This window comes from Microcoleus sp. FACHB-SPT15, from assembly GCF_014849525.1.
In the GTDB taxonomy this organism is placed as follows: Bacteria; Cyanobacteriota; Cyanobacteriia; order Cyanobacteriales; family Coleofasciculaceae; genus Symplocastrum; species Symplocastrum torsivum.
Genome location: NZ_JACJNU010000053.1, coordinates 23,520 through 44,373 on the forward strand (window position 1 = coordinate 23,520; position 20,854 = coordinate 44,373).

Below are 20,854 nucleotides of genomic sequence, written 5' to 3' on the forward strand. Positions count from 1 at the left end.
GTAGTAATACGGGGGGCAGTGCTCACCCTACTTCTTAGAGGTTCTGCGTAAGTCCTGTCTATCTCAAGCTTTCACCTGAACAGGTGAGCCAATCAGTGGAAGTTAAAGCCTTGAATTTTTGTGTATCTTATAAAGATATGTAAAGATTCTGACAGACACGAGGTAGTTAGAATGCTGGTGTCATTATTGATCAGTTTGGCGATCGCAACACTTGCGATTTGCGTTAGTTTCAATGCTAGGGATGAAATTGTGCAGATAGGAGCAGCAATCGTTGCTATACTCTGTCTGTTCTTAAGCCTTATCTTTGCTCCAACACTCATCAAATTCCTGATTGTCGTTGCACTCCTTCTCAGTGGCAAACCCACGATTAACACTCAAGGGAACAATGAGATCGGGCTAAACAGCAAATCAGTTTATTGAGCTGAATGCTTTGAAGCGTCCTTTCATCAGCTTATCTCAACCAAAAACTGGATCTAAATTCTGAAGAGTTGATAGACAAAGTAAAAATACGTTTCTCTCGCCAGAAACGACATTTGGCTCTTGAAGCTGCGATATCGAGTAGTTGGTGTGGGAGAAGGGTAAGCATCTATATCTAAATCTCGTGCCATTAATACTGCTCGCTTCATGTGCAAGGGGTCGCTGACAATGAGAATTCGCCTCAATTGATGTGTGGCAGCGACTTGACTAGCGTAGTAGAGATTCTGCCGAGTTGTTCTTGATTTTGTTTCGGTCAAAATATCCTCTGCATCAACACCTTGCGCGATCGCATAACGTTTAGCGACAATTGCTTCAGATGGCTCACTACTCTCCCCTTGTCCACCTGTGAAAATGAGCCGTTGGATATCATTGCGTTTATAGAGATTAATCCCATGATTAATTCGTTCTCGGAAGACAGGGGAAGGCTTATCTCCCCAAGCCGCCGCTCCTAGTACAATTGCAGCATCAGCCGGAACTTTCGAGGTATTGCTGCCATAGAGGTAAATGCTTAGTGCTGAATATCCAATCACGATGAAGAACATGGATATCAAGCCAAGCAATGTGAGAGCAAGCCACCGTTTTTTAGGAGGATAACGTAGCACTTAAACAGATTTTCACTCCTAGACTAAAAGTGTTGTTGGTTGTTAGTTCTTTGTTCTTTGTTCTTTGTTGTTTGTCAGGACTTACGCAGTTGAATAAATCTTGCCCCCTGCCCAAAATTGGGGGGAACCGGAACTTCTCACGTCTACCTCCAATTGCGGGATTTGGGGAGCAAGTGCGTATCTTTTACAAACAACCAACAACAAATAACTAACAACCTCTTGAGTTGAGTGTCGTTGAAATCTGCCAGCTATGGTAGGCTATCTGCGATGAGGAGTGCTGGGAGAAGTGAGTAATGACAAAAATGCGTGTTGGGCTGTTGTTTGGTGGTTGTTCAGGGGAACACGAAGTATCGATTAGTTCAGCAAGGGCGATCGCAAAAGCCCTAAGTGCAGACCAAAATCTTGACAACTACGAACTGTTGCCCGTTTATATCCAAAAAGATGGCTTCTGGCAATCAGGAGAGGTGGCACAACAAGTCCTGGAATCTGGCAAGGCTCTACAGTTAGACGGCGAAAACGAGGTTTATCTTCCTTCTTCAACAACTGATACTCAGGCGCTAGCCAAGCAGACTGAAACCTTACCATCAACCACAGGTTTTTCTAAATTAAAGCAAGCGAGTCAGAATGCAAGCTGGTCAGAGGTAGATGTTTGGTTTCCCATCCTCCACGGGCCTAATGGTGAAGATGGTACAGTTCAAGGCTTGCTGAAATTAATGCAAGTTCCCTTCGTGGGTTCTGGAGTCTTAGGCTCAGCTATGGGTATGGATAAAATTGCCATGAAAATGGCGTTTGCTCATGCTGGGTTACCTCAGGTGAACTACATGGCAGTTAACCGTTCCCAAATCTGGTCGAGTCCTTGTGTGTTCCCCAAGCTTTGTGACCAGATTGAGCAAACATTAGGGTATCCCTGTTTTGTCAAACCCGCGAATTTGGGTTCTTCTGTAGGGATTGCGAAAGTGCGATCACGATCGGAATTAGAAGCCGCTTTGGATAATGCTGCAAGCTACGACCGACGATTGATTGTAGAAGCAGGCGTTGTCGCACGGGAAGTTGAGTGTGCTGTCTTAGGTAATGACCAACCGAAAGCCTCAGCTGTTGGGGAGATTACCTATGAAAGTGATTTTTATGACTATGAAACCAAATATACAGAGGGTCAAGCGGGTTTATTAATTCCAGCCCCACTGCCAGATGCTGTGACGACCCAAATACAGGAAATGTCACTTCAGGCATTTGCGGCTGTTGATGCGGCTGGATTGGCGCGAGTGGACTTTTTCTATGTTGAAGCCACAGGAGAAGTCTTCATCAATGAAATCAACACACTACCTGGCTTTACAGCAACAAGCATGTATCCGCAATTGTGGGCAGCAACGGGTGTTCCCTTCCCAGAACTGGTTGACCAATTGGTTAAGCTAGCAGTGGAACGGCACAACGGTTGAGTGTGAAGTAAGCTGTCACGCATTTAATTTGTGATAGGTGCTCATGGGAAAAAGGTAAAAGGGAAAGAGGAAAAGGTTTTTCCCTTTTGCTTTTCCCTTTCACCCTTCGCCTTTGGGTCGTTCAATCTGTCCTAACCTTTATGGCTACAGCTATAAGTGTTGGGCTGTTGGCAGCGTTGTAGTCTAATCTGGGTTTGGTAATCCGTTAAACAACCTTTAGGAGGGAAACTTGGAACGGACATTTCTCATGGTCAAGCCAGATGGTGTACAGCGCAACCTGGTGGGTGAAGTTATTCGCCGTCTTGAGTCAAAAGGCTTTACGCTGGTTGGGTTAAAGCTGATGAATGTCAGCCGTGAACTTGCCGAAAAGCACTACGACGTTCATAAAGAAAGACCATTTTTTTCTGGACTTGTCGATTTCATTACCTCTGGTCCCGTGGTGGCAACTGTCTGGGAAGGAGACGGTGTTATCGCCTCAGCAAGAAAGATTATTGGAGCAACCAATCCTCTCACCGCTGAACCAGGAACCATTCGCGGTGATTATGGTGTAAGCATTGGTCGCAATCTGATCCACGGTTCAGATGCTCCAGAGACAGCGCAGTACGAGATTAACCTCTGGTTTACACAAGAGGAACTCGTGAGCTGGCAACCTACTTTAACACCCTGGTTGTACGAGTAGAAAGCAAAAACACTAAGCTGTTGTCGTTTTAGTAGACGAGAGGAATGGCGGAAAATATGGGAGGCTCGATGCCTCCTATATTTCTAAACACTACGCTGATTGCAGTGATGAGGTTCAATCAATGAGGAAGGCTCTTACTAGTATTTACAGTCCTCACCGTACAAAGTCTTTTGAGAGCCATCTAGGACATAGCGCACGCACCGACCGCTTTGTGCTTGCCACTGGGTAATTGCTATCGTAGCTGCCAGTACGAGCAGCATGGTAACTCCGACAGTGTTCGCCATTCGCTTCCCTTTGAACAAAAGGCGGTAACTCGTGCGGACAATATCAAGACCAAAGTAGGGCACCCGTAGCCGAAGTGGTGAGAACAGGGGACGGTATAGCCAGTAGTAGGCTCTCTTCAGGTTATTCCACTTTGAGCAGGTCTCTTCATGGAGGAAGTCTGAGACATCCACAACCAATCCCTTACCTTCCAGCATCATTACATTGCGACCGTGGACATCATGGGGGTGGAGACCACGCCCACGCGCATAGTCTAAAGCCTGATCGATATCCTGTATGACCCGCTCTGGGATTCGTAGTCCAAGATGTAGGCAGTCGTAGAGGGTTACTCCCTCCAGCCGTTTTAGGACTAGAAAGCTCTCTCCAGCATACAGGCACTCAGAGAATGCCGGGTGAGAACCCAAGCGACGGTAAACTTCCAACTCCTCCTCGAAGCCTGAACGACCAGGCGCGTAGATCTTCACCACCTGGAGAGGGTGGTCAGGATGATAGACTACTGCGGCATAGTTCCCGGTTCCGAGTAGCTGCCAAGGAGAGGGGATCTGGTGGACTTTCACTGGATTGTGAGCAGTGATGCTCTCGATCCGCAGACCGGGAAGTAGGTCTTGATGGACACTCTCGATCAGCCGATTCATGGGTGAGCTATCCATATTATGTTCTCAGAGGGAAGCAGAATGCCTCTGCACCACTCCAGTCGGTGCGTCACAGGCACTGCATTTTTCTTCAAGTTACATGTTTACGATTTCGGAAAGCGCACACTTGCGAAATCTTAAGTGAAGTTATTGAATCTATAAGCTATGTAGAGACGGCAAACGCAAACTAGACTAGGTGGGAGAGATACCTGAAAGCCCCAAATATCATAAAAGGCTCTGTGAGAAATTGGAATGACGATTCTGATAGCGTCACATACCTTCAGAGATTTACTGAATTTTGGATTTCAGTAGGAATGATGGAACAAGGCTATCTGGTGGACAGTACTCCCCTTACAGGAAGGTTACCGTTGCCTTAGCTGCTCTTCAATCTTTTTGTCAACAGTGGGTAATCTGGAGATATTTCCCATGCAACTCAATTGGCTAGACCGTATCGGTGACTGGAACCCACAACTGTTTCGGGAATTAAAAGGTCGCCTAAATCTGCGAAACGTAGCGATCGCACTGGTGATGTCACTGGTTTGCCAGATGCTCTTTTTCCTATCTTGGTCAGGGCGGGTTCCCAGTGAAAACATACACATATCTGACCCTTACTGCAAGGTACAAGCCACTTATTTCTCTTATCAACAGCAAGATCAGAAACTGCAAGCTCAATACAGACAGCTACAAAACCAATTCAACCACTACACTACGCCGCAACACTACAACCCCGAAAAAATCCAACAACTTAAACAAGAGATAGAAGTACATAAGGGGAAAGTCAAAGACATACAACTTAAATACAATGGCAACTGCCCTAAAGACGAGATTAACGTCGAAAAGTGGTGGAAAGACCACTATGCCCAGATGTTTACAGGGCTATGTGTGATGCTGACGTTTGCTCTGTTGGTGGTGGGTTGCTATATGCTCATCAGCGACTTGGCAGGAGAGGAACGGCGTGGCACCCTGAACTTTATCCGACTCAGCCCTCAGTCTAGCCAGAGTATTTTGAGCGGCAAAATCCTGGGAGTCCCAGCTTTGCTTTATTTAGCCGCCGCACTAACGATACCGTTTCAGCTATGGTTAGGGTTCTTGGCTGAAATTCCCTTGGGTGAAGTTATCAGCTTTTGGGTAGTTCTGATTGGTAGCTGTGCATTCTTCTACAGTGCAGCCGTGTTGTTGGGCTTAGTTAGCTATTGGTTTAGTGGGTTTCAGTCTTGGTTCGGCGCTGGTGCTGTTTTAGCTTTCTTGAGTTTTACCAACTATAAATCGATCGCCTATAGTCCCAACGATTGGCTTAATCTATTTAGCCCCGTCGTTCTGCTGCCCTATTTGGTTGATCGAACGGGTTCCCCATATACACAGCTTCCTTTCTCTCAAGGTGTTATCCAAGACTGGCAATGGTTCTACTTCCCCTTAGGTGCATCTGGCATCAGCGTTATCATCTTCGCGCTGCTTAATTATGGGGTTGGGACGTACTGGATTTGGCAAGCCCTCAATCGGCGTTTTCGCAATCCCAGTACCACAATGCTGAGTAAGCGACAGAGTTATTTCCTCTCAGCTTCATTTGCTGTGGTTACTCTAGGCTTTGCTGTTCAATCTACTGGAAAACAGCACACACCATCGTTGTTCGATAACTTTATTACCTTGCTCTCGATGAACTGGCTGCTACTGGTTGGTTTGATTGCGGCATTGTCACCGCACCGCCAAGCTTTGCAGGATTGGGCACGTTATCGACGCGAACAAACTTCTGGTCGTAAAGGCTTCTGGAAGTCTTCGTTGGTGCAGGATTTAATTGTTGGTGAAAAGAGTCCTGCTGTAGTTGCGATCGCAATTAATCTTGCAATCATCGCTGCTCCTGTTGCACTTTGTAGTTTGATTTTATTTATAGGTTCTGACCGTTCTAGCAAACTACAACTCCTTTCGGGTTTAGTTTTGAACCTGACATTTATTTTGATCTGCGCTGCCCTCACTCAGTTGATGCTGTTGCTGAAAACGGATAAGCGGGCAATTTGGGCATCTGGAACCGTAGTCGGGATGACGCTTGTACTCCCAGCGCTTTTAGGTTTACTGTCAATTCATCCCGGCGAGAACGGTGGAGGATTGTGGTTGTTTACAAGCGCTCCTTGGGATGCTCTCAGACACGCATCGACAACACTAATTGCTCAAGTGCTTGTTGTTCAGTGGTGTATCCTGAGCCTATTGAGTTGGCGATTGACACGGCAACTGCAACAAGCTGGAGAGTCGTCTACTAAAGCGCTGTTTGCAGCTCGTCCTTCGGTTTAAGTGAATCAATAACACTTCACGGAACGGGCGCACGGTTGTGCGCCCCTATAAATCCCTACGATTTTTTCTTTAACCAGCTAAACATTGCTCGTAAATCTTTGCCAACTTCCTCGATTGGATGTTCGGCTTCCTGACGACGCATCGAGGTAAAGCCAGGTTTGCCTGCTTGGTTTTCCAACACGAATTCACGGGCGAATTGCCCAGATTGAATTTCTTGCAGAATTTTCCGCATCTCGGCACGGGTTTGGTCGGTAACGATGCGAGGCCCACGGGTATAGTCGCCATACTCAGCGGTGTTGGAGATGCTGTCGCGCATCTGGGCAAGTCCGCCTTCCACAACCAAGTCAACAATCAATTTGACCTCGTGGAGACATTCAAAATACGCTAACTCTGGTTGGTAGCCAGCATTGACGAGCGTTTCAAAGCCAGATTTGATTAATGCACTCAAACCGCCACAGAGTACAACTTGCTCTCCAAATAAATCGGTTTCGGTTTCTTCGCGGAAGCTGGTTTCTAGGATACCTGCACGGGTTCCACCGATTCCTTTAGCGTATGCCATTGCGCGATCGCGTGCTTGACCTGTTGCATCCTGATATACGGCAAACAAACAAGGGACTCCTTCTCCCTGTTCATAAGTCCGGCGTACCAAATGCCCTGGCCCTTTGGGTGCAATCATCACGACATCGACTTCGGGGGGCGGGACAACTTGACCAAAGTGAATATTAAAGCCGTGGGCGAAGGCGAGTACCTTTCCTTCCTTGAGATTTGGCTCGATTTCCTCTTTGTAAACCGTTTTTTGAACTTCATCGGGCAAGAGAATCATGATGAAGTCAGCGGCGGCAGCCGCATCAGCAACCGAGTGGACTTTTAAACCTGCTTGCTCGGCTTTTGTTGCAGACTTACTGCCCGGATACAGCCCAACAATGACGTTCATGCCGCTATCTTTGAGATTGAGGGCGTGAGCGTGACCTTGAGAACCGTAGCCGATGATTGCAACTGTTTTATCGGCGAGTAGGTCTAAGTTGGCATCAGTGTCGTAGTACATCCGGGCCATAGAAGCATCTCCTTGAGCGAGTGTTGTGAGTAATTGCGAACTCTTGATTTTACCCCAAAATTTGTGGCAAGCCTTTGGTTATAGCAGTCAGCTTTCAGCAATCAGCTTTCAGCCAAATGGGCGAAGGGAGCGAAGACTCGCTCATAGAGTCAATGTCTTAACCTAATTGGACTTCATTGGCGACAGCTATAAAAATCCTTCGTTGCCAGTAGTGGTTTATTTATCGTAGGGTTGAGTCTAAACCGTGCCTAGACCCCAAACGGGTACTCAAGAGGCTCAATGACTACTCTGCAATCTCTGTTTCATCACCTTGCGATCGCTTCTACTGAGTACGAACTGCGGTCAGTGTTCCTCGATACCGCAGGTGAACTCTTTCAATCACAGGCTTGGGGTTTTACTCTTTTAGATCAGGACTTTCAGATTGTAGAAACCGATAAACGGGGATTACCGGATTCATTTGTGGATTGCTACAACGAAGTTGGCATTCCAAAAGACCCGGTGATGTCTTCAGTGATTGAGCGACACGCCCCAGTACACAATCATTTAGTTCTATCCCCGGAGAACTGGAAGCGTAGTGCAATTTATCAGCACGTTGCCTTGCGCTACGGCATCGAACACATCATGATGGGGCCGCTTGTTGGTGGCGGTCATCTTGTTGGAAAGGTCTATTTGATGCGTAATAGCCAGACGATGCCGTTTAGTACAGAAGACCTCAGTCGGCTGAGTGCCTTATGTACTCATCTATCGGTTTGTTTAGCCACTCTACGTGCAAGCGCAACTGCCCCTGATTCTGGGGTGGTAAAATGTCTGACTCAGCGTGAGCTACAGATTGCTGGTTTGGTCGCTCAAGGGAAGAGAACCGCTGAAATCAGTACAACTTTGGGGATTACTCAGAATTCTGTCAAGCAAGCGCTAAAACGGATGTTTCTCAAGCTCGACGTTTCAACACGAGCGGAGATGGTGGCTCAACTGCAATGGGTTTCAATCTCCCAGAGAGTGGGACTATTCCGATAAAGTTTGCACAAGTTTTAATAAGAATCCTGCGACGCTTCAGCTTCTAAGCGGCTGTAGGGAGGCATTTTGCCCAGATTTTTTTCAGGAAGGGTAGAACGGAATCGGCGTATTGAGAGTTGTGTTTTGTGCGATCGCGTTCAATTGCATTCCACAAGTATTGTAACTGTTGCTGGGTGGAGCATTTTTGCAGTTGACAAGCAATGGCGTTTTTCCATTGTTCCATCTGGCGGTAGCTGATGAATTGTCCTCCTTTGTCGAGGCGATGGACGAAGATAACGTAGAGCCAGGATTCGATTTTTACAATTAGTGATTCGGGAATTCTCAAGATTTTGGCAATTTGATGCTTGGTGATGCGGAAGTTTTGTGCAGGCTTGATGCGGCGGAATAAGGTTGTCATGGTTGCTTGATTCTGTGTTTTGTACCAAGCCTTGGCGATTAGAAAGATACTGTTGGCGAATTCGGAAAACCTAACCCCCCAGCCCCCTTCCCTGCAAGGGAAGGGGGAGTCCGAAAGCCCCTCTCCTCTTAGGGGAGGGGTTTGGGGAGGGGTCACACACGAGAGCTAATTGACCAACAACAACGTCTTTCCAGTCGCTAGGTGCAAGATATGAATTTAATCGTCTTTTTGGTTAGTTGTGGGTTGAAGTTGTTCGTTGGGAACATCAAAGAGGACTTCAAATTCAGCAGCAGGCATGAAGCGGTTGAGAAAGCGTCGGTGGTCTTCTGCGTCTTGGCGGTGAAAGAATCTTGCGACTGTATACCGTCTTGCCTCAGGTAGGAGTCGGATAATCGCCCAAGGACGGGAGTAGTCTTCAGCTTGTGAAGTGCGTTTTGGCATTTTCATGACTTCCTCCCGAATGCTGGTTAAGGTGCGTTCAATGAGTTGCCAAAGTTGTTCCCGTTGGGGGCTGGTATCGTTGGGCATCAATGTCCAATTGCTGATGGGTGTTGGTAGCCAGGTGAGAACGTAATCTTCCTGACCCTCTTTGCAAAGCTTCCAAGATAGGTGTCGAGTTTGTTTACGGCATAAATAACCCTGTTGACGCATAGTTGCACAGATGCTTTCGCCTTCGGATTGAAGGCGCAGCCAGTCGGAGTGTTTCATTGTCAAAATCTGGGTAATGTCTTCAGGAAAGGCGATCGCTAAAGTGAGCGCAGTGTCGCAGGACTGCGTAAAATGACAAACTGGTTAAGAAAAGGCAGCGATACTTTAGAGTGCTCTGATCAGTTCAAGGAGCGCTGCCCTTCTTTGAATATCCATGCTTAGTGTAAATCTATTTGCGCTAACAGTCAATTGTTTTACGGAAAAGATGAAAAAGTCTGATCGATCGCCGCTAATGAGACTAAGAGTGCAGCAATTTCTCACCCAAAAGGAGTTGGCGGAGGCACTGGGCGTGACCGAGACAACCGTAAGGAATTGGGAAGCAGGGCGATCGGTGCCAAAACTGACCCCTGTTCAGTACAAGACTTTACTGGAGATTCTAAAAATTACGTCTGATGAGTTGCCAGATCAGTTTGGCTTTCCAGACAGTCGAAATGGGTAAAGAGGTGCTGTAGCTCATGAAAGCTAATAAAGTTAGCGATCGCACTGATGACACCAGCCATGAGGAAGGATAGATCTGGTGGGTTGGGTGGGTCTAGAAGGGTTTGATTTTAACAAGCGATCACGCTAGAGGGTCATGTATTGGCAATCCCACTCAATAGTTGCGAGGATAGGCACATGACAAGATAAGTCCTGTTCCTGACCATCTGTCCAAAACATAATTAAGAAAACCTGGAATAGGCTTAGATCCGCAAATTGGAGCAAGCTGCTGCCCAATCTGCGTGAGTATGACTTTTCCAATCTCTAATTGATTTCCTTTCTCCATCGGGAATTCAATATTTATTGGTATTTCGTAGTAAGAGAAACAGCTATGTTTTGGAAGTTCTATTTGGCTGTATCTACTAATAGCAGTAAAACTGACTAAACCAATATCGTCCAAATGTTCTAGAAGCTCGAAGGTAATGCCCTGCTCTTTGTAGATCGATTCTTGCTCATTGTAAATCAATGGCACCATGTATCTGTCGCCAAAGAACCAGCCAAGGCTGCATAAGGTGGCAAAATGTATCGCATCTTGCTTGTCAAGGGAGCTAAGAAAGTTAACTGTGCGCTTTGAATAGCTTCCAGAAGAATTCGCTTCACCAGCTAAAACTTTTGCCCATAGTGTCTGCATCTGCTCGTCTGATATAAGACGGCATTTATCAAAAAAGTTTGCGATCCAATCGTTCTCCATATTTTGAGGCTTCGACTCTTCTTGGATGTAAGGTAAAGCCTTCGCCGTAATTGACTCAATATTGATCTGTTTCTGCGCTTCTTCCGCAAGGAATCGACACAAGGCACGTTGCTGTAACTCGGTAGTTTCAATTTGAGCAGTAGCTTTAATCTTCTGAGCTTCGGCTTCAGCACGCGCCATCCGTGTTATGCGATGAGGCTCGAAGTAGACTCCAATTGCATCCGATATCTTCTCAATTAAAACAACTGCGGGCTTGGAGATGTCCCCGATATTTATGATGGAGTTTCCGTTGCTCATGCCTAACTTTTGATTAAACCACTCATAGCTTCATAGTACTAATGATCTATAAGCTGAGCTATCTTTTAGTTCCTCCCTTAGCTAGATAAGCAGTACGAGCGCTCATCACCGTAGGTTGGTGCCAGAAAATCCAACATCAACTCCTGTCAAACATCAACGTCAAATGCAACATCCATACATCAGCGTTGACGAGAATAGCGATTGTCTTGCACCAGTGAAGCTGATCGCACCTTTAGTCATATCGTAAAAAAACTACTCGTAATGAGTCCACATCCGCAGAATCTTCACCGTATTTTCTGACTCAATCACTTCATACACAAGACGATGCTGGATATTGATGCGTCGCGAGTAAGCACCAGATAAATCACCTACCAGCTTTTCATAGGGTGGCGGATTCTGAAATGGATCGATTTCAATGATATCGAGCAGTCCTTGCGCCTTGTCTCGTAAATTACTTTGAGTCAGCTTCTTTGCATCTTTCTGAGCCTGTTTTGTGTAGACAAGCTGCCAAGTCACCACTCCAACTCCCGATCGCATTCTTCAATCGGAGTCGCCAAACCAGCACGAATTGATTCCCGCATTCCTGGTATCGAAAGTAGATATAGCGTCTCCTGAATCGCCAACCAATCTGCTTCAGATAGTAAAATCGCATTGCTGTTTTGGGAAGTAATTACGATCGGCTGATGGGATTGACTCACGGCATCGATCAAATCTTGCAATCGCTGTTTGGCTTCATTAATAGGAATCATAGCCATCAACTTAGTAACGTTTAAACTCATTAAACTTTCATCTATTATGAGCGATCGCACTTCAGCGTTGATGAGGATAGCGATCGCTTTTTCAAGTTCCCGGATAGCTACAACCCCATCAGGAAAGATGAGGGAACACAGCAACGCCACATACAGGAGTCAATAGGTAAACTGACTTGCTCCTAACTCTGTGTTGAAGCTCCACCCTTCCTATCCTGAAGTTGGTTGAGGCGATTTTGGCGTAGGTGGGTCTAAGGTCTTACTTAATGTATATCTTCAGACACATGGCAAGTAAATTAAATATTTCTTAACTTGATAAGGAAAGGGGCGCAAAAAAGTTAATGAGGCAACACGTAATCCTTTGAGATTGGTAGTAAAGACGAGATATGTTAAGAAAGACGACTCAAATCCCGGATAAGCAACAGGTATTGGAACAGTCTATATTCTTGGGTAAGCTCAGAAACGCCATTTGGCTTCTAGGTGTATCATCCTGGTTATTTGGAATTACAGATAGAAGTATTGCGTCTTTTTCTGATGGATATCTTTCTGCTTCAGATATTATTCAACTGTCCACAGCCTCCTTTTTCTTTGTAAGTTGGCTGTTTTTAAAGCCGTCACGGATTGAAAACCAAAGTGAATAAGTCAGGAGACAACGCATGGCAAGTCCCATCTCCTGAATATTTGAACCAGATAAGCAAGAATAAATTGCTTATAGTTTAGGTCAATGCCATTAGCTTATGAAAGATTAGCGATCGCCTGATCAATTAACTGAGAAAGCAGTTCTCGCTCAGCTACTGAAAACCCTGCCATCGCCTGTTCCCGAATTTCTGCGGCAATGGGTGGTAGTACTGTTTCTAGCTGCTTACCTGCTTCTGTCAACCAAATCCGCCAAATCCGTCTGTCGCGAGTATCACGTTCCCGACGCACGAGTCCGCGTTCCTCCATTCGATCTAGCACCCCGGTTAGAGTACCGCCTACTTGTTGCAATCTCTCCCCAATAGTAGAAGTTGCCAAGCCATCTTCTTCCCACAAACAGCACAGGACAACCCAGTGAAAGGTAGTTAGTCCAAATGGTTCTAATCGCTCCTGAAACGTGCGACCAAGTATTTGAGAGAGTAGTTTAATCCGATAGCCAAGGCTATGGGGAGCTAAAACTTCATCCCACTGTGCCAAATGTCTGCGATTTACAGAAGTAGAAGGCATGGAGCAACAATTATTTAGTGTGCGTAACATCAGCTTAACATTTAGCGAGGAAAACCAAAAAGCTGATAGCGGTCAGCTATCAGCTAGAACTAGGAAGAAGCTTTATCAAGCAGACCAATCTCAACGTAGATGGGGCGAATCAAACGCCTTAATTTAGGCAACTGTTTGGTAAAAGCTAAAGAACCTAAAATACAGCAGAAACCACCAATCATTAAGGTATCTGGAGCGCCAATTTTATCAGCTAATGCTCCAGAAGCCAAATTGCCAAAAGGTAAGATACCTAAGAACGACATCGTGTACAAGCTCATCAATCGTCCACGTTTATCGTCCTCCACAATGGTTTGTAAAATTGTATTACTAGAGGCAATTTGTAAAATCCCACCAAAGCCAACCAGGAACATCATGAATAGAGACAACCAGAGAATACGGGATTGAGAAAAAATTACTAGCCCTGTGCCAAAAATAGCAGGAGCAATGGCAATGATTTTGCCTAAACCAATTACAGTAGAGCGAGAACTTAGATAAACACCACCTACTAACGCTCCCACTCCCACAGCAGCCATTAAGAAACCGAGAGTTTCCGCACTACCTTGAAGGATATTTTTGGCAAAAATTGGAATTAAAATTGTATAGGGCATTCCCATAAAGCTGAATAAGGCAAGCAGTAGTAAGATTGCCCGAATCGGTGGGAAGCCAAAGGCATAGCTGAATCCTTCTATTAACCGTTGCCAGACATTAGTTGTTTGTGTAACTATCTTTCTCGGCTTAAGCTTCATGGCTAACAAGCCTGCAACCACAGCAATATAGCTAAGTCCATCCATGAGAAAACAAACACCTGTGCCAACGCTGGCAATCAGCAACCCGGCAATCGCAGGCCCCACTAAACGCGCACCGTTGAAGACAGAAGAATTAAGCGCGATCGCATTTCCTAAATTTTCTTTTCTTTCAATAATCTCCGGTACAAAAGCCTGACGAGCAGGTGAATCAACGGCAGTGATAAGACCTTGAAAGAGGCTCAGCAAGATAATGTGCCAAATCTGAATGACACCACTCAGCGCTAAAGCCGCTAACGCCAAAGACTGAATCATTGCCAGGATTTGGGTGGTAATTAAAATACGATGACGATTCCAACGGTCAACTATAATCCCGCCAAAGGGAGAAATTAAAAAGCTAGGAATTTGACTGGAAAATCCCACAGTTCCCAGCCACAAAGCTGAATTCGTCAGATCATAAACCAACCAAACCGTAGCGATTTGTGTCATCCAGGTGCCAACTAAGGAGATGGCTTGTCCGGCGAAAAAGAGACGATAATTTCTTGACTCCAAAGCCCGCAGGATAGGCTTCAACTTTGATACCCCAAAATCCATTGCGTTCAGTGCCTTACTTGTGTTCGACACTCACAACCGCTGACATCCTTCCATGGTTCAAGCGTTCCATAGTCCAAGTTATTGTCTCTTTGAGTTAGTTTTTGCAAGGCTAAGCATTTAATTAGCAGTCATTCATTTCGTATGCGTAATATTTAGTTAGAAGATTGCCTTGCCAAAGTAGTCTGCTGAGGGTTGTTTAGAGTGCGTACTATACATGTAACAAAACTTAAACACGGCTAGCATCATCCATTTGGGTGAGGTGGGTTTTAGCCGTTTTAGTAAGCCGGATTCTGATTACTTAGCGTGCGTACTATTAAGATAGCATAGTTTCTTATAGTAATAAATCAGATTTACCGCTTATTAATGTGCCATTAACCTGTTCATAAACCAAGTAGGAAGCCTAGCGTTTTATACTCCAATGCGATCGCAATTGATGAATCTAGCAAGCTACTTTAGGCGTAAATATCGGTTTATGGCGCGTTTTTCCCTCCGCTTCCTGATTTCCTCTTCTATATTTTTTGCTACCTGCTTATTGGGTAATCCAACAGCCAATAGCGCCCCCATCCGCAGTTTTGCCCCAGTGAATCGTTATGTTGTTGGTGGTGCAGTTGCGGAAATTATCTCAGCAAGTCCAGACGGCAACACCCTTGCCTTTACCAATGCAGGCGATCAAAAAATTGGCTTTGTGGACATCACAGATCTAAAGAATCCTCAGCCACTAGGAACAGTGGATGTTGCCGAACTGGGAGAACCCACATCTGTGGCGATTACGCCGGATGGACGCTATGCTGTGGCGGCAGTACTGAATCTGATTGATGAAAAGACACAAAGCATTACTGACCAGAAGCCGGGAACATTAGTATTTATTGATCTAAAAACGCGAACCGTTGCAGGTCAACTGCTGCTGCCAGGAATTGGGCCTGATAGTGTGGCAATTACACCGGATGGGAAGAAAGTAATTGTAGCAATTGAAGATGAGGAAGATGTTGAAAATTTACCCGGCCAGCGTCCAGGTGCGATTAATGTTGTTACTATCAACTACAGCAATCCCAGCCAATCAAAAGTTACTAATGTACCTTTAAATCTCAACGGTGTAGCTGGGGTAAATTATGTTGAGGATGTCCAGCCAGAGTATGTGGCGATTAGTCGGGATGGCAAAACGGCTGCTGTCACCTTGCAGGAGAATAATGCGATCGCAATTTTAGATATCCCCTCAGAAAAAGTCACACGCATTTTCTCAGCAGGTACCTCAAAGCATGAAAAAGCTGACCTGGAAGCTAATGGTGATATCCGCTTAAATCAAGCATTTGAAGGACGACGAGAACCTGACTCAATTGCCTTTACAGCCGATGGTAATTATTTAGTCATTGCTAATGAAGGCGATACAGACCAAGAAAGCTTTGGAGATGGTATTTATTCCGGAGGACGTGGTTGGTCAATCTTGGACTTAGAAGGAAACGTTATCTACGACAGTGGCAGCAGCATCGAAGAACTCGCCGTCAGGATGGGACAATATCCTGACAACCGTTCCGATAAACGTGGTATTGAAGTCGAAGGTGCAACTCTTGCCAAATTCGGTGAGCAAGAATTTGCCTTTGTTGCTTCGGAACGGGGTAGTTTTGTAGTTGCCTACGACATCAGCGATGTCAAAAATCCCAAATTTGTGGGTTTCATGCCTACAGGTATGTCGCCAGAAGGTGTACTGGCAATTCCGAAGCGGAACTTGCTGCTAACAGCCAATGAAGGTGATGGCACGATTGATATTTTTCAAGCAGAAACCACTGTTGCTAACCCCTATACTGAGCAACAGCCTCTAGTAATGAGCGAAAGCCAAGAGACACCTTTTAGTGCCCTCAGTGGTTTGCAGCCAGTCCCAGGTTCCCGCCAGCTTTATGCTGTACCGGATAGTGCGATCGCTCCATCTCGAATTTTCACCTTTAATCTTGATGGTAGTAAGGCATTAGTCAGCCGCACCATGATAATTACCAAGGATGGTAAACCAATGTCCTATGACTTAGAAGGCATTACTTTAAATCCTGCTGGTGGCTTTTGGCTGGTAAGTGAAGGCGACGACAGGGAAGGACAACAAAAACCTAACCTATTGCTCAAAATTAGCGATCGAGGCACAGTTGAAGAGGAAATTCCCTTACCCCAAGAGGCAGCAGCAATTGTCACTCGCTTTGGCTTTGAAGGTGTAACTACGAATGCTGATGGCAGCAAAGTTTATGTAGCTGTGCAGCGAGAAATGAAAGATGCTCCGAAAAATCAAGTTCGCATTGGGGAATATGATATCGCCAGTAAAATCTGGAATTTTTACTTCTATCCTCTAGATACCGATAACGTCGATGGCTGGGTAGGTTTGAGTGAAATAGTCCGCGATACGGATGGCAGCTTTTTGGTTGTCGAACGGGATAATCAAGGAGGAGCAAATGGGGCAGCGAATGCACGAGTCAAGCGAGTCTATCGCTTTTCCTTAAATGGAGTTCAACCTGGAGGGACGTTGCAAAAAACTCGCGTCATTGATTTATTTGCTGACCACAATTGGCTAGAAGAGAAAGTCGAAGGCATGGCAGCGACTGAAGCGGGTTATTGGATTGTCAGTGATAATGATGGCGGCCAGATGTACACTCGACTCTTGTTTGTGCCGCGTTGAGTCTCAATAAGTGCAACCTCAAAAAATAAGCACCCACTTCTAAAACTGAAGTGAGTGCTTTCACCCAAAAAATTGTAATTAAGGCAAACTGCCTCAACTAATAAGCATCTTGCAACTCATAGAAGTCAGGCGAGATGTAATCCTTCCGCAACGGCCAACCTACCCAATCTTCTGGCATCAAAATCCGCTTCAGGTTCGGGTGTCCTTCATAGATAATCCCGAACATATCGTAGGACTCCCGCTCTTGCCAGTCGGCGGATTTCCAAATCCAGTACACTGAGGGTACTTTCGGATTTTCTCTCGGTAGGAAAACTTTGACGCGCACTTCCTCAGGCTTGTCAGCATTGTCACTTAATTTAATTAAGTGGTAGAAGCTAACTAAATTGTCTCCTGCCCCCACATCGTAACCGCCTTGGCACTGGAGGTAATTGAAACCATAAGCGTATAACGCTGTTGCGATCGGGATGAGAAATTCAGGTTCTACCTTAATAATCTCTACACCCAAATGGTCACGCTCTAGAGCTGTATGCTCAAAGTCGTTCTCCGTCAACCACTGGGAAACCTGACCAACTTCTACAATCTCAGATTCGCCACTAGTAGTCGGTGATAACTCACCTGCCCCTTGATCTTTTCCTTTCGTAGCTTCTTGTTTAGAATCTTCTTCAGCCACGATCAACCTCCTCTTTGACTGTAGACTTGAGCGCTGGTGGAACTGGCATACCCATCGCTTCACTGAGTTCCTTGGGAGGAGTATAGCGAGTCTCAGATCGTAGATATTTCCCAGTCAATATTTCCGGTGCAAGCTCCATCTTGTGGGTCGTGCTGTAGTACCGATGGGTTTGATTGAGCTTTGCTCGTTCCTGCATGGACTCATCCGCGACTTTCTTTCGCAGCTTGATGATCGCATCAATAATCGCTTCTGGACGAGGAGGACAGCCAGGGATATAAACATCGACAGGAATCAATTTATCCACACCGCGCACCGATGTTGGAGAGTCAACGCTGAACATCCCACCTGTGATTGTACAGGCACCCATTGCAATCACGTATTTTGGCTCTGGCATCTGTTCGTAGAGACGCACTAGTGCGGGTGCCATTTTCATTGTGATTGTGCCGGCCGTGATGATTAAGTCGGCTTGCCGAGGGCTGGAACGAGGAACCAAACCAAAACGGTCGAAGTCAAATCGGGAACCAATTAATGCTGCAAATTCAATGAAGCAGCAGGCTGTACCGTACAGCATTGGCCACAGGCTGGAAAGCCGCGCCCAGTTGTAAAGGTCATCGACTGTCGTGAGAATCACGTTCTCTGAGAGGTCTTGCGTGATTGATGGACGCTCGATGGGGTTGAGAATTCGCTCTTTGTGCTGCTCAGCCAAGGCTTTACTATCAGTTGTAATGTTTTGGTTCATGACCATTCAAGGGCTCCTTTGCGCCATGCGTAAACAAGAGCAACAACTAGAATTGCTATAAAAATAAGGGCTTCAACAAAAGCCAGTAGTCCAAGGCGATTGAAGGCGACTGCCCAGGGATACAGGAATACAGTTTCAACATCAAAAATGACAAACACAAGCGCAAACATGTAGTAGCGGATGTTGAACTGAATCCAGGCTCCCCCTATAGGTTCCATACCAGATTCGTATGTAGTGCGTCGCTCTGGAGAGCGTGTGCTAGGTCGCAGAAGCTTAGACGCAGACAATGCCAAGAAAGGGACTGAACTGCAAGCCAGAAAGAAGCCTAAGAGATACTCGTAGCCGCTAAGAACAAACACAATAGGTAACTGCCCTAGAAATTTGCGTTATTACTTCTTCAACATTCTTAATTATAAGGGGTTGGCTGTTTTATCCGAATTAGAGAATCTGAGCGGGAGCATTGTGAAAAGTAATCGTACTAATTGGTCAGATTTTAGGGTAGTTTGCCTGAATTCTCCCAAAAGAGCAAATTACTCCTTTATTGTTGACTGATTCCTGTGAGCAATCTCCTGCTGCCCCCACTATGGTATTGGGAGGAATCGGCAGACAGTGTACGCTAAAGCGATCGCAATTACTAGTAATAAACATACAAGCCCTCTGCATAAGAGCCTTTTGCTATACCTGTTCCTAGAGGGTGATTAATCTTACACCAAGTTGTACTCAGTAGCCTTTACCTCTATCTCTTGGGAGGTGGTAATAGAGATGCGTATCTTACCAGAGTATTAAAGTGGTTCAGGTATGCGATAATTTTTAACATAGATTTTAAGATTTGCTTCCTAATTGTTTTTTGTAAGTAATGAGCGAGCAAGCCAAAGAGCAAACCCTTGCTGAACAAGCACCAGCTCAATACGAATGTCGCGCTTGCGGCTACGTCTACGAGCCAAGTAAGGGAGATAGTACTAGGGATATTCCGGCTGGAACGCCTTTTGAAGAGTTGCCAAGCGACTGGCGTTGTCCGGTTTGCGGGGTTCGGACTTCTCAATTTGAGAATGTCGGTTCAATTGGTGCCCCTTCTGGGTTTCAGGAAAACTTGAGTTATGGCTTTGGTGTTAACAGTCTGACCCCAGGGCAAAAAAATATCCTGATTTTCGGGGCTTTAGCCTTAGGCGTTATATTCTTTCTGAGTCTGTACGGCTTGCGCTGAGCGAGAACGTAGTGGGGGGTTTTAACAAGCCAGAAATTGGTTTGTCTTGCTAAGGGTGTGTTCTTTAGCAAACGGTTTATGCCCCGCTCAGACTCGCCGAAATCCCGGCTCTCAAACTCCTTTCTGGGCGCAAATTTCAGGAAATCTGAGAAAGCGCTGCCATTTTATAAGGATAGACAATTCGCTTTTACCAGTTCTGGATGATATGACCTATTTTGTGAGAACGCTGAAACAAATTGTAATAGTAGTGGTGATCGCCTTTTTTTGTATCAGCTGTAGTTATACCGAATCTCTGAGCTATAACCCTTGGCAGGTTGTTCCCTTGCCAACGGAGGCTACTCTACAAGACGTTGGTTTTACAGGCGACCCAAATCATGGATGGGCAGTCGGTAGTAATTCCACAATTTTAGAAACAATAGATGGCGGTAAGACCTGGCAAGAGAAAGGATTGGCACTTGGTGAGCAGAATTACCGCTTTACCTCGGTAAGCTTTAGTGGTGAAGAAGGCTGGATTACAGGCGAGCCTTCTATCTTACTGCACACTACTGATGCTGGGTCTTCTTGGTCTCGCATTCCCTTAAGTGAGAAGTTACCCGGTATACCGGATAAGATTGTTGCTCTTGGCCCTAAATCGGCAGAAATGAGTACCGACATTGGTGCCATTTATCAGACCAAAGATTCGGGTCAGACTTGGCAAGCGATGGTGGAAGAAGCGGTTGGTGTTGTCCGGAATATGTCACGTTCTGACGATGGTAAGTACGTTGCCGTTTCCGCTAGAGGTAACTTCTACTCAACCTGGGAACCCGGTCAGAGTGCTTGGGAGCAGCACAATCGCAAAAATTCTAAGCGCCTTCAGAGTATAGGATATGGGAAAGATGGACGGCTTTGGGTACTCTCCAGAGGTGGTCAGTTGCAGTTTAGCAGCCCTGAAGACCCCGAAGCCTGGGACGAACCTCAAACTCCAGAGTTTTCAACAAGTTGGGGGTTACTGGATTTAGCCTATCGAACACCTGAAGAAATTTGGGTAACAGGTGGTAGTGGTAATCTCTTAGTAAGCTTGGATGGTGGTAAAACTTGGCAAAAAGACCGTGGGATTGAGAATGTTCCCTCAAACTTGTACAAGATTGTCTTTGTAAGCCCAGAACAGGGATTCATCATTGGTCAGAAGGGTGTTTTACTAAAGTATGAGCCGTCAGAACAAGCGGCTTGATCTACAAGAAATTGCTTGAATCAATACAAG

At 45.8% G+C, this 20,854-nt stretch carries 23 protein-coding genes; 10 read left to right on the forward strand and 13 right to left on the reverse strand.

Features of this window, described 5'->3' with window-relative positions:
- Window positions 1-171 precede the first annotated feature (171 nt).
- Window positions 172-420 carry a hypothetical protein gene (locus H6F98_RS19155; protein WP_192220298.1) on the forward strand — a complete coding sequence of 83 codons (249 nt, stop codon included), beginning with the start codon at window positions 172-174 and terminating at the stop codon, window positions 418-420.
- A gap of 53 nt (window positions 421-473) precedes the next feature.
- Here H6F98_RS19155 and H6F98_RS19160 read toward each other — a convergent pair whose 3' ends face one another.
- Window positions 474-1,079 (reverse strand): YdcF family protein, encoded by a 606-nt coding sequence (locus tag H6F98_RS19160; protein WP_313929899.1) that lies wholly within the window; start codon window positions 1,077-1,079, stop codon window positions 474-476.
- Between the two features lie 293 nt (window positions 1,080-1,372).
- Between H6F98_RS19160 and H6F98_RS19165 the strand changes: the two genes are divergently transcribed.
- Both H6F98_RS19165 and ndk read left to right on the forward strand, forming a co-directional pair.
- Window positions 1,373-2,515, forward strand: a complete 1,143-nt coding sequence (locus H6F98_RS19165) for a D-alanine--D-alanine ligase family protein (RefSeq protein WP_192220299.1) — start codon at window positions 1,373-1,375, stop codon at window positions 2,513-2,515.
- A gap of 229 nt (window positions 2,516-2,744) precedes the next feature.
- Entirely contained in the window at window positions 2,745-3,194 is a 450-nt protein-coding gene (ndk, locus tag H6F98_RS19170; RefSeq protein ID WP_192220300.1) for a nucleoside-diphosphate kinase, read from the forward strand.
- 137 nt (window positions 3,195-3,331) lie between these two features.
- Here the strand turns inward: ndk and H6F98_RS19175 are convergent, their stop codons facing one another.
- Complete coding sequence (locus tag H6F98_RS19175) at window positions 3,332-4,126, reverse strand: serine/threonine protein kinase (RefSeq protein ID WP_199348685.1); 795 nt, start codon at window positions 4,124-4,126, stop codon at window positions 3,332-3,334.
- Window positions 4,127-4,534: 408 nt separating this feature from the next.
- Here H6F98_RS19175 and H6F98_RS19180 point away from each other — a divergent pair, with 408 nt between their 5' ends.
- The gene (locus H6F98_RS19180) at window positions 4,535-6,391 is read left to right on the forward strand and encodes an ABC transporter permease (RefSeq protein ID WP_192220301.1); all 1,857 of its coding nucleotides are present in this window, start codon (window positions 4,535-4,537) and stop codon (window positions 6,389-6,391) included.
- Window positions 6,392-6,446: 55 nt separating this feature from the next.
- Here the strand turns inward: H6F98_RS19180 and ilvC are convergent, their stop codons facing one another.
- On the reverse strand, window positions 6,447-7,493 hold the full coding sequence (gene ilvC, locus H6F98_RS19185) for a ketol-acid reductoisomerase (protein WP_313929910.1): 1,047 nt from the start codon (window positions 7,491-7,493) through the stop codon (window positions 6,447-6,449).
- Between the two features lie 231 nt (window positions 7,494-7,724).
- Here ilvC and H6F98_RS19190 point away from each other — a divergent pair, with 231 nt between their 5' ends.
- Window positions 7,725-8,459: a LuxR C-terminal-related transcriptional regulator gene (locus H6F98_RS19190; RefSeq protein WP_192220303.1), complete on the forward strand. Its 735-nt coding sequence runs from the start codon at window positions 7,725-7,727 to the stop codon at window positions 8,457-8,459.
- Window positions 8,460-8,502: 43 nt separating this feature from the next.
- Here H6F98_RS19190 and H6F98_RS19195 read toward each other — a convergent pair whose 3' ends face one another.
- A complete protein-coding gene (locus tag H6F98_RS19195; protein WP_192220304.1) occupies window positions 8,503-8,856 on the reverse strand; it encodes a hypothetical protein in 354 nt (117 codons plus the stop codon).
- Window positions 8,857-9,072: 216 nt separating this feature from the next.
- Window positions 9,073-9,564 carry a hypothetical protein gene (locus H6F98_RS19200; protein ID WP_192220305.1) on the reverse strand — a complete coding sequence of 164 codons (492 nt, stop codon included), beginning with the start codon at window positions 9,562-9,564 and terminating at the stop codon, window positions 9,073-9,075.
- A 205-nt stretch (window positions 9,565-9,769) separates the two neighbouring features.
- Here H6F98_RS19200 and H6F98_RS19205 point away from each other — a divergent pair, with 205 nt between their 5' ends.
- Window positions 9,770-10,003 (forward strand): helix-turn-helix transcriptional regulator, encoded by a 234-nt coding sequence (locus H6F98_RS19205; RefSeq protein WP_192220306.1) that lies wholly within the window; start codon window positions 9,770-9,772, stop codon window positions 10,001-10,003.
- Window positions 10,004-10,156: 153 nt separating this feature from the next.
- Here H6F98_RS19205 and H6F98_RS19210 read toward each other — a convergent pair whose 3' ends face one another.
- The 3 genes from H6F98_RS19210 to H6F98_RS33630 form a co-directional block, all read right to left on the reverse strand.
- The gene (locus H6F98_RS19210; RefSeq protein WP_192220307.1) at window positions 10,157-11,029 is read right to left on the reverse strand and encodes a DUF2806 domain-containing protein; all 873 of its coding nucleotides are present in this window, start codon (window positions 11,027-11,029) and stop codon (window positions 10,157-10,159) included.
- A 252-nt stretch (window positions 11,030-11,281) separates the two neighbouring features.
- Entirely contained in the window at window positions 11,282-11,545 is a 264-nt protein-coding gene (locus H6F98_RS19215) for a Txe/YoeB family addiction module toxin (protein WP_192220308.1), read from the reverse strand.
- Window positions 11,542-11,922, reverse strand: coding sequence for a type II toxin-antitoxin system Phd/YefM family antitoxin (locus H6F98_RS33630; RefSeq protein ID WP_242058608.1), 381 nt, complete (start codon window positions 11,920-11,922; stop codon window positions 11,542-11,544). The genes H6F98_RS19215 and H6F98_RS33630 overlap by 4 nt, the downstream gene beginning before the upstream one ends.
- A gap of 242 nt (window positions 11,923-12,164) precedes the next feature.
- Here H6F98_RS33630 and H6F98_RS19225 point away from each other — a divergent pair, with 242 nt between their 5' ends.
- Window positions 12,165-12,419 carry a hypothetical protein gene (locus H6F98_RS19225; protein WP_192220309.1) on the forward strand — a complete coding sequence of 85 codons (255 nt, stop codon included), beginning with the start codon at window positions 12,165-12,167 and terminating at the stop codon, window positions 12,417-12,419.
- Between the two features lie 94 nt (window positions 12,420-12,513).
- Here the strand turns inward: H6F98_RS19225 and H6F98_RS19230 are convergent, their stop codons facing one another.
- Together H6F98_RS19230 and H6F98_RS19235 are read right to left on the reverse strand one after the other, a co-directional pair.
- Window positions 12,514-12,981: a MarR family winged helix-turn-helix transcriptional regulator gene (locus H6F98_RS19230; RefSeq protein WP_192220310.1), complete on the reverse strand. Its 468-nt coding sequence runs from the start codon at window positions 12,979-12,981 to the stop codon at window positions 12,514-12,516.
- Between the two features lie 89 nt (window positions 12,982-13,070).
- Window positions 13,071-14,348, reverse strand: a complete 1,278-nt coding sequence (locus H6F98_RS19235; RefSeq protein ID WP_192220690.1) for an MFS transporter — start codon at window positions 14,346-14,348, stop codon at window positions 13,071-13,073.
- A gap of 418 nt (window positions 14,349-14,766) precedes the next feature.
- Between H6F98_RS19235 and H6F98_RS19240 the strand changes: the two genes are divergently transcribed.
- Entirely contained in the window at window positions 14,767-17,001 is a 2,235-nt protein-coding gene (locus H6F98_RS19240) for an esterase-like activity of phytase family protein (protein ID WP_192220311.1), read from the forward strand.
- Window positions 17,002-17,098: 97 nt separating this feature from the next.
- Here the strand turns inward: H6F98_RS19240 and H6F98_RS19245 are convergent, their stop codons facing one another.
- The 3 genes from H6F98_RS19245 to ndhC are packed head-to-tail and all read right to left on the reverse strand — an operon-like array spanning window position 17,099 to window position 18,769.
- Complete coding sequence (locus H6F98_RS19245) at window positions 17,099-17,671, reverse strand: NAD(P)H-quinone oxidoreductase subunit J (protein WP_192220312.1); 573 nt, start codon at window positions 17,669-17,671, stop codon at window positions 17,099-17,101.
- The gene (gene ndhK, locus H6F98_RS19250; RefSeq protein WP_199348691.1) at window positions 17,664-18,410 is read right to left on the reverse strand and encodes a photosynthetic/respiratory NAD(P)H-quinone oxidoreductase subunit K; all 747 of its coding nucleotides are present in this window, start codon (window positions 18,408-18,410) and stop codon (window positions 17,664-17,666) included. Before ndhK ends, H6F98_RS19245 begins: the two co-directional genes overlap by 8 nt.
- A complete protein-coding gene (gene ndhC / locus H6F98_RS19255) occupies window positions 18,407-18,769 on the reverse strand; it encodes a photosynthetic/respiratory NAD(P)H-quinone oxidoreductase subunit C (protein WP_192220314.1) in 363 nt (120 codons plus the stop codon). The genes ndhK and ndhC overlap by 4 nt, the downstream gene beginning before the upstream one ends.
- 497 nt (window positions 18,770-19,266) lie before the next feature.
- On the opposite strand from ndhC, the gene H6F98_RS19260 reads away from it, so the two are divergent.
- On the forward strand, window positions 19,267-19,614 hold the full coding sequence (locus tag H6F98_RS19260; protein ID WP_192220315.1) for a rubredoxin: 348 nt from the start codon (window positions 19,267-19,269) through the stop codon (window positions 19,612-19,614).
- 205 nt (window positions 19,615-19,819) lie between these two features.
- Window positions 19,820-20,824 carry a photosynthesis system II assembly factor Ycf48 gene (locus H6F98_RS19265; protein WP_192220316.1) on the forward strand — a complete coding sequence of 335 codons (1,005 nt, stop codon included), beginning with the start codon at window positions 19,820-19,822 and terminating at the stop codon, window positions 20,822-20,824.
- The last annotated feature ends 30 nt before the right edge of the window (window positions 20,825-20,854 follow it).

Bases quoted from the DNA above. Each gene is read 5' to 3' on its own strand.
- H6F98_RS19165 (WP_192220299.1), top strand. From the start codon at position 1,373: ATGACAAAAATGCGTGTTGGGCTGTTGTTTGGTGGTTGTTCAGGGGAA.
- H6F98_RS19175 (WP_199348685.1), bottom strand. From the start codon at position 4,126: ATGGATAGCTCACCCATGAATCGGCTGATCGAGAGTGTCCATCAAGAC.
- H6F98_RS19230 (WP_192220310.1), bottom strand. From the start codon at position 12,981: ATGCCTTCTACTTCTGTAAATCGCAGACATTTGGCACAGTGGGATGAA.
- H6F98_RS19265 (WP_192220316.1), top strand. From the start codon at position 19,820: ATGACCTATTTTGTGAGAACGCTGAAACAAATTGTAATAGTAGTGGTG.
- H6F98_RS19190 (WP_192220303.1), top strand. From the start codon at position 7,725: ATGACTACTCTGCAATCTCTGTTTCATCACCTTGCGATCGCTTCTACT.
- H6F98_RS19200 (WP_192220305.1), bottom strand. From the start codon at position 9,564: ATGAAACACTCCGACTGGCTGCGCCTTCAATCCGAAGGCGAAAGCATC.
- H6F98_RS19210 (WP_192220307.1), bottom strand. From the start codon at position 11,029: ATGAGCAACGGAAACTCCATCATAAATATCGGGGACATCTCCAAGCCC.
- H6F98_RS19240 (WP_192220311.1), top strand. From the start codon at position 14,767: ATGCGATCGCAATTGATGAATCTAGCAAGCTACTTTAGGCGTAAATAT.
- H6F98_RS19235 (WP_192220690.1), bottom strand. From the start codon at position 14,348: ATGGATTTTGGGGTATCAAAGTTGAAGCCTATCCTGCGGGCTTTGGAG.
- H6F98_RS19155 (WP_192220298.1), top strand. From the start codon at position 172: ATGCTGGTGTCATTATTGATCAGTTTGGCGATCGCAACACTTGCGATT.
- H6F98_RS19180 (WP_192220301.1), top strand. From the start codon at position 4,535: ATGCAACTCAATTGGCTAGACCGTATCGGTGACTGGAACCCACAACTG.
- H6F98_RS19205 (WP_192220306.1), top strand. From the start codon at position 9,770: ATGAAAAAGTCTGATCGATCGCCGCTAATGAGACTAAGAGTGCAGCAA.
- H6F98_RS19195 (WP_192220304.1), bottom strand. From the start codon at position 8,856: ATGACAACCTTATTCCGCCGCATCAAGCCTGCACAAAACTTCCGCATC.
- H6F98_RS19225 (WP_192220309.1), top strand. From the start codon at position 12,165: ATGTTAAGAAAGACGACTCAAATCCCGGATAAGCAACAGGTATTGGAA.
- H6F98_RS19260 (WP_192220315.1), top strand. From the start codon at position 19,267: ATGAGCGAGCAAGCCAAAGAGCAAACCCTTGCTGAACAAGCACCAGCT.
- ndhK (WP_199348691.1), bottom strand. From the start codon at position 18,410: ATGAACCAAAACATTACAACTGATAGTAAAGCCTTGGCTGAGCAGCAC.